14 protein-coding genes are annotated in these 18583 nt (G+C 54.6%); 10 read left to right on the top strand and 4 right to left on the bottom strand.

Going from position 1 to position 18583, the window contains the following annotated elements; all coding sequences use genetic code 11:
* The first annotated feature begins 30 nt into the window (after positions 1-30).
* The gene (locus tag K8W53_RS00510) at positions 31-894 is read left to right on the top strand and encodes a YicC/YloC family endoribonuclease (RefSeq protein WP_000621352.1); all 864 of its coding nucleotides are present in this window, start codon (positions 31-33) and stop codon (positions 892-894) included.
* A 49-nt stretch (positions 895-943) separates the two neighbouring features.
* On the opposite strand, the gene K8W53_RS00505 is transcribed toward K8W53_RS00510, so the two are convergent.
* A complete protein-coding gene (locus K8W53_RS00505) occupies positions 944-1846 on the bottom strand; it encodes a LysR family transcriptional regulator (protein ID WP_017442019.1) in 903 nt (300 codons plus the stop codon).
* 73 nt (positions 1847-1919) lie between these two features.
* Between K8W53_RS00505 and K8W53_RS00500 the strand changes: the two genes are divergently transcribed.
* Positions 1920-2801, top strand: coding sequence for an HARLDQ motif MBL-fold protein (locus tag K8W53_RS00500; protein ID WP_023138289.1), 882 nt, complete (start codon positions 1920-1922; stop codon positions 2799-2801).
* Positions 2802-3051: 250 nt separating this feature from the next.
* A complete protein-coding gene (locus tag K8W53_RS00495; RefSeq protein WP_000924334.1) occupies positions 3052-3669 on the top strand; it encodes a trimeric intracellular cation channel family protein in 618 nt (205 codons plus the stop codon).
* On the opposite strand, the gene ligB is transcribed toward K8W53_RS00495, so the two are convergent.
* Positions 3666-5351: an NAD-dependent DNA ligase LigB gene (ligB, locus tag K8W53_RS00490; RefSeq protein WP_023225115.1), complete on the bottom strand. Its 1686-nt coding sequence runs from the start codon at positions 5349-5351 to the stop codon at positions 3666-3668. The genes K8W53_RS00495 and ligB overlap by 4 nt on opposite strands.
* A 256-nt stretch (positions 5352-5607) precedes the next feature.
* Between ligB and gmk the strand changes: the two genes are divergently transcribed.
* Genes gmk through recG form a run of 5 tightly spaced genes read left to right on the top strand, consistent with a single transcriptional unit; the run spans position 5608 to position 11472 of the window.
* Positions 5608-6231, top strand: a complete 624-nt coding sequence (gene gmk / locus K8W53_RS00485; protein ID WP_000046966.1) for a guanylate kinase — start codon at positions 5608-5610, stop codon at positions 6229-6231.
* Positions 6232-6285: 54 nt separating this feature from the next.
* The gene (rpoZ, locus tag K8W53_RS00480) at positions 6286-6561 is read left to right on the top strand and encodes a DNA-directed RNA polymerase subunit omega (protein ID WP_000135058.1); all 276 of its coding nucleotides are present in this window, start codon (positions 6286-6288) and stop codon (positions 6559-6561) included.
* An 18-nt stretch (positions 6562-6579) separates the two neighbouring features.
* Complete coding sequence (spoT, locus tag K8W53_RS00475; protein WP_000280481.1) at positions 6580-8691, top strand: bifunctional GTP diphosphokinase/guanosine-3',5'-bis pyrophosphate 3'-pyrophosphohydrolase; 2112 nt, start codon at positions 6580-6582, stop codon at positions 8689-8691.
* Between the two features lie 4 nt (positions 8692-8695).
* Positions 8696-9385 carry a tRNA (guanosine(18)-2'-O)-methyltransferase TrmH gene (gene trmH / locus K8W53_RS00470; RefSeq protein WP_001068436.1) on the top strand — a complete coding sequence of 230 codons (690 nt, stop codon included), beginning with the start codon at positions 8696-8698 and terminating at the stop codon, positions 9383-9385.
* 5 nt (positions 9386-9390) lie between these two features.
* The gene (gene recG / locus K8W53_RS00465) at positions 9391-11472 is read left to right on the top strand and encodes an ATP-dependent DNA helicase RecG (protein WP_000016748.1); all 2082 of its coding nucleotides are present in this window, start codon (positions 9391-9393) and stop codon (positions 11470-11472) included.
* A gap of 35 nt (positions 11473-11507) precedes the next feature.
* Here recG and gltS read toward each other — a convergent pair whose 3' ends face one another.
* Positions 11508-12713, bottom strand: coding sequence for a sodium/glutamate symporter (gltS, locus tag K8W53_RS00460; RefSeq protein WP_000462255.1), 1206 nt, complete (start codon positions 12711-12713; stop codon positions 11508-11510).
* Positions 12714-12940: 227 nt separating this feature from the next.
* On the opposite strand from gltS, the gene xanP reads away from it, so the two are divergent.
* The gene (gene xanP, locus K8W53_RS00455) at positions 12941-14332 is read left to right on the top strand and encodes a xanthine/proton symporter XanP (RefSeq protein WP_000115428.1); all 1392 of its coding nucleotides are present in this window, start codon (positions 12941-12943) and stop codon (positions 14330-14332) included.
* Between the two features lie 120 nt (positions 14333-14452).
* Complete coding sequence (locus tag K8W53_RS00450; protein WP_000766646.1) at positions 14453-16162, top strand: AsmA family protein; 1710 nt, start codon at positions 14453-14455, stop codon at positions 16160-16162.
* Positions 16163-16264: 102 nt separating this feature from the next.
* Here the strand turns inward: K8W53_RS00450 and yicI are convergent, their stop codons facing one another.
* Positions 16265-18583 carry an alpha-xylosidase gene (gene yicI / locus K8W53_RS00445; protein WP_052939258.1) on the bottom strand — a complete coding sequence of 773 codons (2319 nt, stop codon included), beginning with the start codon at positions 18581-18583 and terminating at the stop codon, positions 16265-16267.

Raw genomic sequence — 18583 nt, 5'->3', positions numbered from 1 at the left:
CTCATCTCTCCTTTAAAAACGGGAACATCTATGATCCGCAGTATGACCGCCTACGCCCGGCGTGAAATCAAGGGTGAATGGGGTAGCGCGACCTGGGAAATGCGCTCGGTAAACCAGCGTTATCTGGAAACTTACTTTCGTCTGCCGGAACAGTTCCGTAGTCTTGAACCCGTCGTGCGCGAACGCATTCGTACACGCCTGACGCGTGGCAAAGTCGAATGTATGCTGCGTTTTGAACCCGATGCCAGCGCGCAAGGCGAGCTTATTCTGAATGAAAAGCTCGCGAAACAATTAGTTAGCGCCGCAAACTGGGTCAAAATGCAGAGCGACGAAGGGGAAATCAATCCGGTTGATATTTTGCGCTGGCCAGGTGTCATGGCGGCGCAAGAGCAGGATCTGGACGCGATTGCCGCAGAAATTCTAGCCGCGCTGGACGGTACGCTGGATGACTTTATCGTCGCGCGTGAAACGGAAGGCCAGGCGCTGAAAGCGCTGATTGAACAACGGCTGGAAGGCGTCAGCGCCGAAGTAGCGAAAGTCCGCGCGCATATGCCGGAAATCCTGCAATGGCAGCGTGAACGTCTGGTCGCGAAGCTGGAAGATGCTCAGGTTCAGTTGGAAAACAACCGTCTGGAGCAAGAGCTGGTGATGATGGCGCAACGCATAGATGTGGCGGAAGAGCTGGATCGTCTGGAAGCGCACGTCAAAGAGACTTACAACATTCTGAAGAAAAAAGAGGCGGTAGGTCGCCGTCTGGACTTCATGATGCAAGAATTTAACCGTGAGTCGAACACCCTGGCCTCCAAATCCATCAACGCTGATGTAACTAACTCCGCTATTGAATTAAAAGTGTTGATCGAGCAAATGCGCGAGCAAATCCAGAATATTGAATAATTCTGGCGCTCAATATGTCACAGAGCCCGCCTTATGCGGGCTCTCGCGTTTATCGGTAGTACGTTTTTAATTTCCGGCGAATAGCGTCGATAAGGCGCCGCTTCCACTCTACCGTCGAAGCCCGATACTGCATAAAAATAGCGCCTTCCGCCTGCTCCCCGGCAAGCGGCAGGACAAAAAGACCGCGCTTATCGGATAAATTTTCATACCAGGGGCGCGGTACAATCGCCATTAGCGGCGCCGACTGGACAGCAGGCGCAAGTTGACTGTAATCATGACAAACAAACGCCAGCGGACGTTCAAACCCGGCACGAGCCTGCTGCCTGTCCAGTTCATTGTTCTCTTTTGTCCACGGCAAACAGTAAATGTGCTGATAATGCTGTAGATCAGCAAAATTCAACTCTGCGGCATTCTCCAGACGTGAACGCAATGGCGCGCCATAAACCGCGATCAAACGCGTAGTCCCCACCCGCTCGTAATGCAGAGCGCTTACCTGCTTTTGATGGTCGCCAATTGCCAGCACCAAATCAACCGAGCTATCCAACAGTTCATCACGCCAGGGTCGGCGGGCAAAAGGAAGGCACTCGATCACCGCCTGATGAAGATGACCTTTCTCTGCGAGAACGGGCGTAAGCAGCGCGTTCAATGCGGGAGGAAGTACCACCCGGAAACAACGGGAGCCGTTCTCTTTATCGCCAAACAGCTCCTCATTAAGCGAAACAAACACAGGCGCCAATTTGTCACGCAGCGCCTGCGCATAAGGCGTAGCAATCTGGCGGTTCCCTTCCCGTCGAAACAACGGGTCGTTTAGCGCATCGCGCAATCTCATTAACGCATGACTTACCGCAGAAGGCGACAAAGCCAGCTTTTGCGCCGTTTTCCCCGTAGAGCTCGTCTCCAGCAGCACATACAGTACTTTTAACAGGTTCATATCCATTTGCAGCAAGTTCATTAAACGTTTCTCTTATTGAACCTGGCTAAATTACTGCCAGGTATACTGCGGGCGCTTCAATCAGGAGAACATTATGAATCGCTATGCATTATTCCTTGTATGTATATTTTCAACATCAGCACTTCCTGCCATGGCGGCATTAGATCCTTCACAACCGTTATCACCCGCGCCTCCGTTATCACTGTTTAAAGCGTGGGCTAAGCCTATAAAGCCGTTTCAAATCACAGAAGGCGTGTGGTATGTCGGCACGGAAAATCTCTCTTCTATTCTGCTGACCACTCCGGCAGGGCATATTCTTATTGATGCGGGGTTGGATGAAAGCGCACCGCAAATTAAAGCGAATATTGAAGCGGCAGGATTCCGCCTCACAGACGTGCGCTATCTGTTGAATAGCCATGCGCGGCTGGATCAAGCGGGGGGCATGGCACGTTTGAAAGCGTGGAGCGGCGCACAATTGGTCGCCAGCCAACCCAACGCCGATCAGATGGCGAGGGGTGGACGAGAGGATTTTGCGCTTGGCGATGCGCTCCCCTTCCCGCCCGTCACCACCGATAAAATTATCCACAACCAGGAAAGCATCAGCCTCGGAGGGATAACCGTGACAGCGCTATTCACGCCTGGACATCTACCCGGCTCAACCTCCTGGCGCGTAACGCTCCGCAACGGCAAGACGCTAATTTACGCAGATAGTCTCGCCACACCTGACTATCTGCTGATTAACAACAAAAATTACCCTGACCTGGTTACTGATATTCAGAGCAGCTTTAAGACACTGGCCGCCCAGCATGTTGATATCTTTATTGCCAACAAAGGTGACCGCTTCGGGCTACTGGAGAAACGACAGCAACTTCGCAACGGCGATACACAGGCTTTCTTTGATTCCAATGGCTTGCAACAGTATGTGGAACGCTCGCGCCAGCGCTTCATCACACAACTTACCGCACAGCAGCCATAATGAAATGACTCACCGGCGGCGCGTCCAGGGCGCCGTTCAGGTAATTTATCTAAGTCAAAACAGAAAAACCTCGCATACAATAAACCACAAAAATGACGTTCAATTTATTGATATTTATAATAAATAATTATTAATCATAAATTTAAAATCATTACTAAAATTTATTAATCGCGTAATGCCTTAGAAAATCTCAATCGTGATACAGCGCACAAATCGTTAATCTTCGCCCCCAGTAAATTAGGGGGAAATCATGCTGTTGCACGTTCTTTATTTAATTGGCATCACTGCCGAGGCCATGACGGGCGCACTCGCTGCGGGTCGTCGTCGCATGGATACATTCGGCGTAATTATTATTGCTACCGCCACCGCCATTGGTGGAGGCTCGGTTCGCGACATTCTGCTCGGTCACTATCCGCTGGGTTGGGTGAAGCATCCCGAATATGTCATTATTGTGGCGACTGCCGCTGTATTGACCACCATTGTTGCCCCCGTCATGCCCTATTTACGCAAGCTTTTCCTGGTACTTGACGCGCTGGGGTTGGTGGTTTTCTCTATTATTGGCGCTCAGATAGCCCTTGATATGGGCGAAGGGCCAATTATCGCCGTGGTAGCCGCCGTCACTACCGGCGTCTTTGGCGGCGTGCTCCGCGATATGTTCTGCAAACGCATTCCACTGGTGTTTCAAAAAGAGCTATATGCCGGCATTTCGTTCGCCTCGGCGGTGCTCTATATTGCGCTGCAACATTACGTCATGAATCCGGATGTCGTCGTTATCTCTACGCTACTGTTTGGCTTTACAGCAAGGTTATTAGCGCTACGTCTTAAACTTGGCCTGCCGGTATTTTATTACCGCCATGAAGGGCACTAAGACCCAAATCCTGGAATATGCTGAGCAGCCAGCCATCTGCTCAGCGTTTTGATCTGCGGATTATCCCGCCAGTCGATAACTCTCCCGGCACGGCGCTCGCCCGTCGCTGGCAACTGCCGCCAGTGTTGCTCTGTTCGCATTAATAACTGCTCCCATGAGCGATCGCCGCTGGCCTGTAATGCGGCCTGCGTTAAGGGGATATCCATCGCCATGATCCAGCGGGTAAACGGCTGCCGGCGCGCCAGGTTAAATTGCCGCCATATCTGCTCGCTTTTTCCTTTAGCAAAGCCTGGCGTGTTGGCTATTTGCGCTGACGTCAGGGTAAGCCAGGAGAAGATATGCTCAAAGCGATGCGTCTGATGCAAGGCCCGCCAGCTGGCTTCACCCATTCCGTCCAGACCCAACGCCGACCGTGACCCCAGCCATACCAGCCTGGAGATAAACTGTTCCTGACACGTTGCCGACGCGTAAAAGCAGGTCAGCGAGTTGAAATGGCTATCAGGCGGTACAGGCTTACTCCGCTCACGACTCCGCCAGACGACCTCATCAAGCCGGGGAATGCCTTGCCCCGCCAGACTCACCAGGATCTGATCGCCCGGCGCGATATCCCACGCTTCCCAACGTTTCACAGAGCCGATATTGACCCGCTGAACCCGCTTATCATCCAATATAACGGGGACAAGCGACGCTACTACGGTAATTTTGCCGCTTTTCCCCACCGAGAACTGAATAGCGCTCACTTGCGCGACCTGCGCTACTGGCGGATATTTCCATGCTGCCAGCCAGTCGCCCTGCCCGGGTCGCCAGTATTGTGCCGCGGGCTCTTTAGCCATGCGTATCACTACGCCATCCGTTACAAAGGGTAATGCTGACGTCAGCCATGACTGGCGCGCCCGCTCGACCTCGCTGGCATCTTTTACCGCCAGGGAATATTTCTTCGTCAGACTGAATCCAGCCTTAGCAAGTTGGCTTAATCTTTCGGGCATATTTGCCGGACCGTCCGGCCACGCCCAAATAAAAATACCCAACGAATTTAGCGCGGAGGCGTTATCCTGGCGCATTAACATTCCTGCGACTTTCGAGCGCGCATTCATCCCGCCCATCCGTTGCTGGATATGCCCCTCGCGCTGTAGAAAGATTTCGCCCTGCAACACCGCGTTAGCTAGCGCGCCTTGTGTTGTCTGCGGTATAGAGGGGATCAGGCGAATTTTTGGCATCCAGTCCTCGCCTTGTAGTCCGTTACCCCGGCTAATGGCCCTGGTCAGTTTACCGTTTTGATAAACCAGCGTTACCGCTACGCCATCCACTTTTGGCTGTACCCAAAGCTCGCTGCGCCCGCGCATCCACTGTTCTACCGCCTGTCGGTCCGCGAGTTTGCGTACGCCCGTATGCGCAACAGGATGCATTGTTGTACCGTTTAACGGCGGTGAAACCGGAGTAGATGAAACATCCTGACCAACACAGCGTTGCCACTGAACCAGCCTTGCGCTGAGTTGGTCGTACACACTATCGTCAACCGCGCTAACACCTTGTTTCCAGTAGATGTCATTCCAGTCAGCGAGCTGTTGCTGTAAACGGGCGATTTCTTCAGCGGCCCTTGCTGGCGGCCAGGCCGGGCAAAGCGCCCCACTCTGCGAATGCCACAATAAAATTCCCCACGCCATACTTTTCCATAATCTCATCACGACCTCCTGCGCACATTGCCCGGCAGGTATAGCGCTTTAGTGAATAAAAACCGACAGGTAAAAATGCATCATCCGAGCCGCTTTCCAGATTTTTTGGTGGGTTGCTGCAACGACGCGATAAAAGCGGAAAAAGGGACGCAAAATGCAATAATCTGGCGCAAAAAGTGTGACAAAGACTACGTCGCATAACGGCGATGTGTATAATAAGCCCGTATCAAGGCTCTATTTCGATAATCACAGACGTAAGATACTCATGGCTCAAGGTACGCTTTATATTGTTTCTGCCCCCAGTGGCGCGGGTAAATCCAGCCTGATTCAGGCTTTATTAAAAACCCAACCGTTGTATGACACTCAGGTTTCCGTTTCACATACCACGCGCGCGCCGCGTCCGGGTGAAGTGCACGGTGAGCACTATTTCTTTGTAAATCATGATGAGTTTAAAACCATGATTGGCAGGGAGGCGTTTCTGGAGCACGCGGAAGTGTTTGGCAATTACTACGGCACTTCGCGCGAAACCATTGAGCAAGTGCTGGCAACCGGCGTTGATGTTTTTCTGGATATCGACTGGCAGGGCGCCCAGCAAATTCGCGAAAAGATGCCGCAAGCACGCAGCATTTTTATTTTGCCGCCATCAAAGATCGAATTGGATCGCCGTTTACGCGGCCGCGGGCAAGATAGCGAAGAAGTCATTGCCAAACGAATGGCGCAAGCGGTTGCAGAAATGAGCCATTACGCCGAATATGATTATCTTATTGTGAATGACGACTTTGATACCGCGTTAAGCGACTTGAAAACCATCATTCGCGCTGAACGTCTGCGTATGAGCCGCCAAAAGCAGCGTCATGACGCTTTAATCAGCAAATTGTTGGCAGACTGAACCCACTTTCAGTATCATGCCCAGTCATTTCTTCACCTGTGGAGCATTTTAAGTATGGCACGCGTAACTGTTCAGGACGCTGTAGAGAAAATTGGTAACCGTTTTGACCTGGTACTGGTCGCCGCGCGTCGCGCTCGTCAGATGCAGGTAGGCGGAAAGGATCCGCTGGTACCGGAAGAAAACGATAAAACTACCGTTATCGCGCTGCGCGAAATCGAAGAAGGTCTGATTAACAACCAGATCCTTGACGTCCGCGAGCGCCAGGAACAGCAAGAGCAGGAAGCCGCTGAATTACAAGCCGTTACCGCTATTGCTGAAGGTCGTCGTTAATCACAAAGCGGGTCGCCCTTGTATCTGTTTGAAAGCCTGAATCAACTGATTCAAACCTACCTGCCGGAAGACCAGATTAAGCGTCTTCGGCAGGCGTATCTCGTTGCACGTGACGCTCACGAGGGCCAGACACGTTCAAGCGGTGAACCCTATATCACGCACCCGGTAGCGGTGGCCTGTATTCTGGCCGAGATGAAACTCGACTACGAAACGCTGATGGCCGCTCTGCTGCATGACGTGATTGAAGATACCCCCGCCACCTATCAGGACATGGAACAGCTTTTCGGTAAAAGCGTTGCCGAGCTGGTAGAGGGGGTATCGAAACTTGATAAGCTCAAGTTCCGCGATAAGAAAGAGGCGCAGGCCGAAAACTTTCGCAAAATGATTATGGCGATGGTGCAGGATATCCGCGTCATTCTCATTAAGCTTGCTGACCGTACCCATAACATGCGCACGCTGGGCTCGTTACGCCCGGATAAACGTCGTCGTATTGCCCGTGAAACGCTGGAAATCTACAGTCCTCTGGCGCACCGTTTAGGTATTCATCACATTAAAACCGAGCTGGAAGAGCTGGGTTTTGAAGCGCTGTATCCCAATCGTTACCGCGTCATTAAAGAAGTGGTAAAAGCGGCGCGCGGCAACCGTAAAGAGATGATCCAAAAAATCCTCTCTGAAATCGAAGGACGTTTGCAAGAGGCGGGAATTCCGTGTCGCGTTAGCGGTCGCGAAAAACATCTTTACTCGATCTACTGCAAAATGGTGCTCAAAGAGCAGCGTTTTCACTCGATCATGGACATTTACGCTTTCCGCGTCATCGTTCATGACTCCGATACCTGCTATCGCGTACTCGGCCAGATGCACAGTCTCTATAAGCCTCGTCCGGGACGGGTGAAAGACTATATTGCCATTCCCAAAGCGAACGGCTATCAGTCTTTGCACACCTCGATGATCGGCCCGCACGGCGTTCCTGTTGAAGTCCAGATCCGTACCGAAGATATGGATCAGATGGCGGAAATGGGGGTCGCGGCGCACTGGGCGTATAAAGAACACGGTGAGACCAGCACCACGGCGCAGATCCGCGCCCAGCGCTGGATGCAGAGCCTGCTGGAGCTACAACAGAGCGCCGGTAGTTCGTTTGAATTTATCGAAAGCGTAAAATCCGATCTCTTCCCGGATGAGATTTACGTTTTCACCCCGGAAGGACGCATTGTCGAACTGCCCGCTGGCGCTACGCCGGTGGACTTCGCCTACGCCGTGCATACCGATATCGGCCACGCCTGCGTCGGCGCGCGTGTCGACCGGCAGCCTTATCCGCTGTCGCAGCCGCTTAGCAGCGGTCAGACCGTCGAAATTATTACCGCGCCGGGCGCGCGTCCCAACGCCGCCTGGCTGAACTTTGTCGTCAGCTCTAAAGCGCGCGCTAAAATTCGTCAGTTGCTGAAAAACCTCAAACGTGATGACTCCGTAAGCCTGGGCCGTCGTCTGCTTAACCATGCTTTAGGCGGCAGTCGTAAGCTGGCGGAAATTCCGCAGGAAAATATTCAGCGCGAACTGGATCGAATGAAGCTGGCAACGCTTGACGATCTGCTGGCGGAGATCGGTCTCGGCAACGCGATGAGCGTAGTGGTCGCGAAAAATCTGCAGCAAGGCGAAGCCGTGGTGCCGACCGTTGCGCAATCGAATCACGGCCACCTGCCGATTAAAGGCGCGGATGGCGTGCTTATCACCTTTGCGAAGTGTTGTCGTCCGATCCCAGGCGACCCGATCATCGCTCACGTAAGCCCAGGTAAAGGACTGGTGATCCACCACGAATCCTGCCGTAATATCCGTGGATACCAGAAAGAGCCAGAGAAATTTATGGCGGTCGAATGGGACAAAGAGACGGAGCAGGAATTCATTACCGAAATCAAGGTGGAAATGTTTAACCATCAGGGCGCGCTGGCTAACCTGACGGCGGCGATTAATACCACCACCTCCAATATTCAAAGCCTGAATACTGAAGAGAAAGATGGTCGCGTCTATAGTACCTTTATTCGCCTTACCGCACGCGATCGCGTACATCTGGCGAATATCATGCGCAAAATCCGCGTGATGCCAGACGTTATTAAAGTCACCCGTAACCGAAACTAGCGCTATGAATCCAAAACGTTATGCGCGTATATGCGAAATGCTCGCCAGGCGTCAGCCTGATCTCACGGTCTGCATGGAGCAAGTCCACAAACCTCATAACGTTTCTGCAATCATTCGTACCGCAGATGCCGTTGGCGTCCATGAAGTCCATGCCATCTGGCCTGGTAGCCGGATGCGCACCATGGCTTCCGCGGCGGCGGGCAGCAACAGTTGGGTACAGGTGAAAACTCACCGTACCATTGGCGATGCGGTAGCCCATTTGAAAGGTCGGGGAATGCAGATTCTGGCAACCCATCTTTCTGATAAGGCCGTAGACTTTCGCGAGATTGATTACACGCGCCCGACCTGTATTCTGATGGGTCAGGAGAAAACCGGTATTACGCAGGAAGCATTAGACCTGGCGGATCGGGATATCATCATTCCGATGATCGGTATGGTACAGTCGCTGAACGTTTCCGTCGCCTCCGCGCTCATTCTTTATGAAGCCCAGCGCCAGCGTCAGAACGCGGGCATGTATCTGCGTGAAAATAGCATGTTGCCGGAAGATGAACAGCAGCGCCTGCTGTTTGAGGGTGGTTATCCGGTGCTGGCGAAAGTCGCTAAACGTAAAGGTCTGCCTTATCCTCGCGTCAATCAGCAGGGCGAAATCGACGCCGATGCTGACTGGTGGGCGACGATGCAGGCGGCAGGGTAATCACCATGTCAGGCCGCTTGTTAGACGCTGTTCCGCTCAATTCCCTGACAGGCGTCGGCGCAGCGCAAAGCAGTAAACTGGCGAAAATTGGCCTGCATACCGTGCAGGACCTCCTGCTTCACCTCCCTCTGCGTTACGAAGACCGTACACATCTCTACCCCATTGGCGAACTGCTACCTGGCATCTACGCCACCGTTGAAGGCGAAGTGCTGAACTGTAACATCACTTTCGGTGGTCGTCGGATGATGACCTGCCAGATTAGCGACGGTTCCGGCATTCTTACCATGCGCTTTTTCAATTTTAACGCAGCGATGAAAAACAGCCTGGCGACGGGACGACGTGTGCTGGCCTACGGGGAAGCGAAGCGCGGCAAGTATGGCGCAGAGATGATCCATCCGGAATATCGCCTGCAGGGCGATCTCAGCACGCCGGAACTTCAGGAAACGCTCACCCCCGTCTATCCGACCACCGAGGGCGTGAAGCAAGCGACACTGCGCAAGCTTACCGATCAGGCGCTGGAGTTGCTCGACACCTGCGCCATTGCCGAACTACTGCCGCCGGAACTGGCGCAGGGTATGATGAGCCTGCCGGAGGCGCTACGTACCTTGCATCGCCCGCCGCCGACGCTCCAGCTCGCCGATTTAGAAACCGGCAAACACCCGGCGCAGCGGCGGCTTATTCTTGAAGAGCTACTGGCGCATAATCTCAGTATGCTGGCGCTTCGCGCAGGCGCGCAGCGTTATCACGCTCAGCCGCTAAGTACCAACAACATATTGAAAGACAAGCTGCTGGCGTCGTTGCCGTTTAAACCCACCAGCGCGCAGGCGCGGGTGGTAGCAGAGATCGAACGTGATATGGCGCTCGATGTGCCGATGATGCGTCTGGTTCAGGGCGACGTCGGCTCAGGGAAAACGCTGGTTGCGGCGCTTGCCGCCTTGCGCGCTATTGCCCACGGTAAGCAGGTGGCGCTGATGGCGCCGACCGAATTGCTGGCTGAACAGCACGCAAATAATTTTCGCAACTGGTTCGAACCGTTGGGCGTTGAAGTGGGTTGGCTGGCGGGTAAGCAAAAAGGTAAAGCGCGTCAGGCGCAGCAAGAGGCTATTGCCAGCGGTCAGGTGCAGATGATTGTCGGCACCCACGCTATCTTTCAGGAACAGGTGCAGTTTAACGGGCTGGCGCTGGTCATTATCGATGAGCAGCACCGCTTTGGCGTCCACCAGCGGCTGGCATTGTGGGAAAAAGGCCAACAACAGGGCTTTCATCCGCATCAGTTGATTATGACCGCAACGCCCATTCCGCGCACCCTGGCGATGACTGCCTACGCCGATCTCGATACCTCGGTGATTGACGAGCTCCCGCCGGGCCGTACCCCTGTCACTACCGTTGCTATTCCGGATACCCGTCGCCATGAAATCATTGATCGTGTGCGCAACGCCTGCACAACCGAAGGCCGTCAGGCCTACTGGGTCTGTACGCTGATTGAAGAGTCTGACCTGCTGGAAGCGCAGGCGGCGGAGGCCACCTGGGAGGAACTCAAGCTGGCGTTACCGGAGTTGAATATTGGCCTGGTACACGGCCGCATGAAGCCCGCCGAAAAACAGGCGGTGATGCAGGCCTTTAAGCAGGGTGAACTGCATCTGCTGGTCGCCACTACGGTGATTGAGGTGGGGGTCGATGTTCCTAACGCCAGCCTGATGATTATTGAAAACCCCGAGCGGCTGGGCCTGGCGCAGCTGCACCAGCTCAGAGGACGCGTTGGCCGTGGCGCGGTCGCGTCGCACTGCGTGCTGCTCTATAAATCACCGTTGTCGAAAACGGCGCAGAAGCGTTTACAGGTATTGCGCGACAGCAATGACGGCTTTGTGATTGCGCAAAAAGATTTAGAGATTCGCGGCCCGGGAGAATTACTGGGCACGCGCCAGACGGGTAACGCCGAATTTAAAGTAGCTGATTTGCTGCGCGATCAAGCCATGATCCCCGAAGTTCAGCGTATTGCCCGTCATATTCACGAACGTTATCCGCAGCAGGCACAAGCGCTGATTGAGCGCTGGATGCCGGAAACCGAACGTTATTCCAACGCCTAGTGAGCACGGCGGCTTTAATGCCGCCGTACAAACCCTTATTGCGCGAAAATCGGTAACATCAGGTACAGCTTGATCACCAACGCATTGACGATATCGATAAAGAACGCGCCGACCATCGGCACCACCAGGAACGCCATATGCGAGGGGCCAAAACGGTCGGTAATCGCCTGCATATTAGCAATGGCGGTCGGCGTTGCGCCCAAGCCAAAACCACAGTGACCCGCCGCCAGCACCGCCGCATCGTAGTTTTTCCCCATCATGCGCCAGGTGACGAAGATCGCGTACAGCGCCATGAAGATGGTCTGTACCACCAGAATCGCCAGCATCGGCAGCGCCAGCGACGCCAGTTCCCACAGCTTCAGGCTCATCAGCGCCATTGCCAGGAACAGTGACAAACTCACGTTCCCCAGCACCGAAACAGCACGCTCAAATACGCGATAAAAACCCACCAGCGCCAGGCCATTGCTGAGGATCACCCCAACAAATAGCACACAAACGAAGACCGGCAGTTCAAGCACCGTTCCCGCCAGTAGCTGCGCTACGATTTTGCCCACGGTCAGACAGATAGCAATCAGGGCGATGGTTTCGATTAGCACCAGAGAGGTGATCATACGGCCCACATCCGGCTTTTCAAAGGCCGTCGGCACGGCCTGATCGTCAGGCATTCCATCCGGCGTGGTGGAGTGTTTCACCAGATAACGCGCTACCGGGCCGCCAATCAACCCGCCCAGCACCAGGCCAAAGGTTGCACATGCCATCGCAACTTCGGTGGCACTGGCAAAACCATAACGTTCGACAAACAGTTTACTCCACGCCGCGCCGGTACCGTGTCCGCCGGACAGCGTAATTGACCCGGCAATCAGCCCCATTAACGGGTCCAGCCCCAACAGACTCGCCATGCCGATACCGATGGCATTCTGCATCAGCAGTAATCCGACCACGACGACCAGGAAGACGCCAACAACACGCCCCCCCTTGCGCAGGCTGGCAAGGTTAGCGTTAAGGCCGATCGTCGCGAAAAACGCCAGCATCAACGGATCGCGCAGGGTCATATCAAAGTTGACCTCCCAACCGACGCTTTTTTTCAGCACCAGCAGCGCAACCGCGACCAGTAGCCCCCCCGCCACCGGCTCCGGAATCGTATATTTCTTCAGTAAGGAGACAGACTGGACCAGCTTGCGACCCAGTAGCAGCACCAGCGTGGCGGCGACAAGGGTCGATAAGGTATCGAGTTCAAACATTTAAAGCTCCTGTAGTGCGCTGTGACATGTGCGCACAAATCATTTCCTGAGTCAGTTTTTTAGCTCTTTGCGAGTCTTCGGCATGGATTTTAAGCAGAAAAAGGCAAAAAGTTATATAAAAAGGTGCATTTATCTTTTTTAAATATTAAGAATATTCGCTCGCAATCGTTTGCTTTTACCATCTGGTCAGATAAAATCACCGCTTTTCCACCACGAGAATGTCCCTGATGTCCGTTAACGCCATCGAGCCGGCAGATGCGCAACCGGTTGCGCAGACGCAAAACAGCGAATTAATTTACCGTCTTGAAGATCGCCCGCCGCTCCCTCAAACCCTTTTTGCCGCTTGTCAGCATCTGCTGGCCATGTTTGTCGCGGTAATCACGCCAGCGCTGTTAATCTGCCAGGCGTTGGGTTTACCGGCGCAGGATACGCAGCACATTATCAGCATGTCGCTGTTCGCCTCCGGCGTAGCCTCTATTATTCAAATCAAAGCGTGGGGGCCGGTAGGATCGGGGCTGTTATCCATCCAGGGAACCAGTTTTAACTTTGTCGCCCCGCTGATTATGGGCGGTACCGCGCTGAAAACCGGCGGCGCGGACGTCCCGACGATGATGGCGGCGCTGTTCGGCACGCTGATGCTGGCAAGCTGCACCGAGATGGTGCTTTCTCGCATTCTACATCTGGCGCGCCGGATTATCACGCCGTTAGTCTCCGGCGTCGTGGTGATGATTATTGGCCTGTCGCTGATTCAGGTGGGGCTAACCTCCATCGGCGGCGGCTATGCCGCCATGAGCGACAACACCTTTGGCGCACCGAAAAACCTGCTGCTGGCCGGCGTCGTCCTGGCCATTATTATCCTGCTGAATCGGCAGCGTAATCCCTACCTGCGCGTGGCTTCTTTGGTTATTGCCATGGCGGCTGGCTATCTTTTGGCCTGGTTTATGGGCATGTTGCCTGAGAATAACGCGCCGGTCTCACAGGACATCCTGATGGTGCCGACCCCGCTGTATTATGGTCTGGGTATTGACTGGAACCTGTTACTGCCGTTGATGCTGGTCTTTATGATTACGTCGCTGGAGACCATCGGCGACATCACCGCTACCTCTGATGTCTCCGAGCAGCCGGTATCCGGCCCCTTGTACATGAAACGGCTAAAGGGCGGCGTACTGGCTAACGGCCTGAACTCATTTGTTTCAGCGGTATTTAATACGTTCCCGAATTCCTGTTTCGGTCAGAACAACGGCGTAATTCAGTTGACCGGCGTCGCCAGTCGCTATGTGGGATTTGTCGTCGCGCTGATGCTGATTGTGCTCGGCCTGTTCCCGGCGGTAAGCGGTTTTGTGCAGCATATCCCGGAACCGGTGCTCGGCGGCGCCACGTTGGTGATGTTCGGCACCATTGCCGCCTCCGGGGTGCGTATTGTCTCGCGTGAGCCGCTGAACCGCCGCGCGATTCTGATTATCGCCCTGTCGCTGGCCGTGGGTCTTGGCGTCTCGCAACAGCCGCAGATCCTGCAGTTCGCGCCGGAATGGGTGAAAAATCTGCTCTCATCCGGAATTGCCGCTGGCGGCATCACGGCTATCGTGTTGAACCTGATTCTCCCGCCGGAAAAACCGTAAAAACCCTGCGGCGGCGACACGATTCGCCGCTGCTGTAACGCTCTTTCACCATTCCTGTCTTGAGGATTGCACGCAAATCGTGCATAAATCCCCTATGTGCATTTCACGGGATGGAAGACCATGAAATTGATTGGGAGGTTGCTTCTCTATGTGCTGATCGCCTGTTTAGTGGTGATTTTCGGCTTTTATTTTCTGCTGCAAACGCGCTGGGGCGCAGATCACATCAGCAACTGGGTATCAGAGAACAGCGGTTATCACCTCACATTCGACGTGATGGATCATCGTTTTTCCGCCCCATCCCATCTTTTACTGGAGAATGTGACCTTTGGTCGTGATGGTCAGCCTGCTACCCTGGTCGCGAAAACCGTAGATATCGGTCTGAGCATTCGCCAGTTAACCGCGCCGCTGCATGTCGACACGATTCTGTTACAGGACGGCACGCTGAATATTTCAGTGCAAACCGCCCCTTTCCCGTTTGAGGCCGACCGCCTGCAACTTCGCAATATGGCGCTCAATAGTCCCGGCAGCGAATGGCGGTTGAGCGCCCAGCGCGTTAACGGCGGCGTTATGCCCTGGCGCCCCGAAGCCGGTCGGGTATTAGGCAATAAAGCCCAGATCCAACTGAGCGCCGGTTCGCTGACGTTAAACGACGTTCCCGCCACTAATGTGCTTATTGAAGGCAGTATCGACCATAATCAGGTGATGTTAAACACCGTCGGCGCCGATATGGCGCGCGGAGCGTTAACCGGCGTCGCCCGACGTAACGCTGATGGTAGTTGGGTCGTTGAAAATCTGCGGCTGAATGATATTCGGTTACAAAGCGATAAATCCCTGAGCGAGTTTTTCGCGCCGCTGACTACGGTTCCATCTTTGCAGATTGGTCGTCTTGAAGTGACGGACTCCAGCCTGCAAGGACCAGACTGGGCAGTCACCGATCTTGACCTGAGTTTGCGCAATCTGACTCTGCGCAAAGAAGACTGGCAAAGTCAGGAAGGTAAATTATCGATGAACGCCAGCGAGTTTATTTACGGCTCACTGCACTTGCTCGATCCAATCCTGAACGCCGAATTTTCACCACAGGGCGTTGCGCTACGCCAGTTCACCACCCGCTGGGAAGGCGGTATGGTCAGAACTTCCGGCGCCTGGTTACGCGAAGGCAAAGCGCTTATTCTGGACGATACCGCTATCGCCGGGCTGGAGTATACGCTGCCGGAAAACTGGAAGCAGTTATGGATGAAGCCGCTGCCCGACTGGTTGAACAGCCTGACGCTGAAAAAATTCAGCGCCAGCCGCAATCTGGTGATTGATATCGACCCGGCCTTCCCGTGGCAAATCACCGCCCTGGACGGCTACGGCGCAAACCTGGAGCTGGTACAACATCATCAATGGGGCGTCTGGAGCGGCAATGCGACCCTCAACGCCGCAGCGGCAACCTTTAACCGTGTGGACGTGCGCCGCCCGTCGCTGTCGTTGACGGCTAATGCCAGCACGGTCAACATCAGCGATCTGAGCGCGTTTACTGGAAAAGGGATACTGGAAGCCACTGCCAGCGTATCGCAACTGCCGCAGCGTCAGACGCAAATCAGCCTGAACGGACGCGGCGTACCAATGGATGTGCTACAGCAGTGGGGCTGGCCGGCATTACCGATTGCTGGCGATGGCAATATTCAGCTCACGGCCAGCGGCAATATTCAGGCCGATGCGCCGTTGAAACCGACGGTAAACGGGCAATTACACGCGGTCAACGCACAAAAGCAGCAGATAACACAGACGATGCAAGCGGGCGTGGTGTCCGGCGGTGAAGTTACGTCAACGGAGCCAGCGCTGTAATTGGGGGCTTGCCCGGTGGCGATGGCGCTTACCGGGCTTACGGTTCTTGCTCATTTGTAGGCCGGATAAGCGCAGCTAACGGCGCCATCCGGCGATTCAGATTTAAAGCGTAATTACCACTTCATTTCCCTGCGGGGTGACCACTACGCCCAGTTCACTTCCCGCATATGAACCGCATTTGGTACCGCTAATCTGCGTAATATTACGCAGACACAGCGTCCAGTTGCGCGCCTCGCCTTCGCCGCTCACCGTAATGGTATTGCCTGTGCGTTTCGCCTGCAGCGTAAAGATTGTCGAACCATCCGTAGCAGGGACTTCGCAGACCGCTTCGCAGCCGTCATCCAGATGGAATAACTGGAAGGCCGTACCCTCATGCCAGGCGTAATCGGGCTTCTGGCTATTGTTGCCCAGCGCCAGTAGTGTATTGTCACGCACATACACTGGCAGGCTCAGGAAGTCATGCTGCTGTTTATGCCAGCGGCTGCCCTGCACTTCATCGTTGCGCCACAGGTGCGTCCAGCGGCCTTCTGGCAGGTAGAACTCCACGTCGCCCGCTTCACTAAATACCGGCGCTACCATGACCGCATCTCCCAGCATGTACTGGCGATCAAGATAATCACACGCCGGATCGTCCGGGAACTCCAGCATCATCGCCCGCATCATTGGCGTACCGGCTTCGTTGGCACGCGCCGCTTCCCGATACAGATACGGCATCATCCGGCACTTCTGTTCGGTGAAGAAGCGCACCACGTCACAGGACTCCTCGTCATAGGCCCACGGAACCCGGTAGGATTTGCTACCGTGCAGGCGGCTGTGGCTGGAGAGCAAGCCGAATGCGCACCACCGCTTGTAGACATGCGCCGGCGCGGTATTCTCGAATCCGCCAATATCATGACTCCAGAAGCCAAACCCTGACAGGCCGATGGACAGCCCGCCGCGCAGGCTTTCCGCCATCGATTCGTAGTTGGCGTAGCAGTCGCCGCCCCAGTGCACCGGGAACTGTTGCGCGCCCACCGAGGCGGAACGGGCGAACAGCACCGCCTCTTCAACGCCGACGGTCTCTTTCAGCACGTTCCACACCAGTTCGTTGTAGATGTAGGCATAATGGTTGTGCATTTTCTGTGGATCTGAACCATCAAACCACTGCACATCCGTTGGAATGCGTTCGCCGAAGTCAGTTTTGAAGCAGTCCACTCCCATCTCCACCAGGCCCTTCAGCTTGTCGGCATACCATTCGCAGGCTTGCGGGTTGGTGAAGTCGTAAATCGCCAATCCCGGCTGCCATTTATCCCACTGCCACAAGGAGCCGTCCGGGCGTTTTAGCAAATATCCTTTCTCTTTCAGCTCCTGGAAGACCGGGGATTTCTGGCCGATGTAGGGGTTAATCCACACGCAGACTTTCAGCCCTTTCGCTTTCAGGCGGCGAATCATCCCTTTCGGATCGGGGAAAGTCACCGGGTCCCATTCAAAATCGCACCACTGGAAGGCCTTCATCCAGAAACAGTCGAAGTGGAAGACGTGCAGCGGCAGATTGCGCTCGGCCATACCGTCGATAAAGCTGTTAACGGTCGCTTCGTCGTAGTTGGTGGTGAATGAGGTGGTCAGCCACAGGCCAAACGACCAGGCGGGCGGCAGCGCCGGACGACCCGTAAATTGGGTATAGCGGTTCAGCACGTCTTTCGGGGTCGGGCCGTCGATGACGAAGTATTCCAGATACTCGCTCTCGACGCTGAACTGAACTTTGGAGACTTTCTCGGAGCCAATTTCAAACGACACGCACTGCGGATGATTCACCAGCACACCGTAGCCACGGTTGGTGATATAGAACGGGATATTCTTGTACGATTGCTCGGTGCTGGTGCCGCCGTCGCGGTTCCAGGTCTCCACCGTCTGACCGTTACGCACCAGCGCGGTAAAGCGCTCGCCCAGCCCGTAGACGGTTTCGCCCACGCCGAGATCCAGCCGCTCGAACATGTAGTTGCGCCCGCTATTGGTGTCCTGCACATAGCCGTTATTTTTCAACTGACTACCGGTGATACGTACACCGTTGCGCAGAAAATCCAGAGACCAGAGCTCGCCTTTGGTGACGCGCACGCTCAGGCTGCCGCTCTTGAGTTCGGCAAATTCAGCGTTGTTCTGCATCTCTACGTTGATATCTTGCAAGACATTGAGCGGATAATGTGGGCCGTTATCCAAAGCGCCCTGGAAGTGTTCCATCCGTACACCTATCACTCCTTCCTGCGGCGAGAAAAAGCGCAGGGTAAACAACGGGGTATCCAGTTGCCAGGTACGTTCGCGGACATCACGCGGCGCGGCATAGATCACCATCTCATTCCCGTGCTGTTCAACGTCGAACACCTGAACCGGGTGAATCAAATTAAGGCCAGGCTGGATCAGCCAGTTTCCGTCGCTAATTTTCAT

Origin of the sequence: Salmonella sp. A29-2 (assembly GCF_020150755.1) — a bacterium.
GTDB classification, from domain to species: Bacteria; Pseudomonadota; Gammaproteobacteria; order Enterobacterales; family Enterobacteriaceae; genus Salmonella; species Salmonella enterica.
The sequence above is the reverse complement of the archived record's forward strand: the minus strand, read 5'-3'. Positions and strand labels throughout refer to the sequence as shown.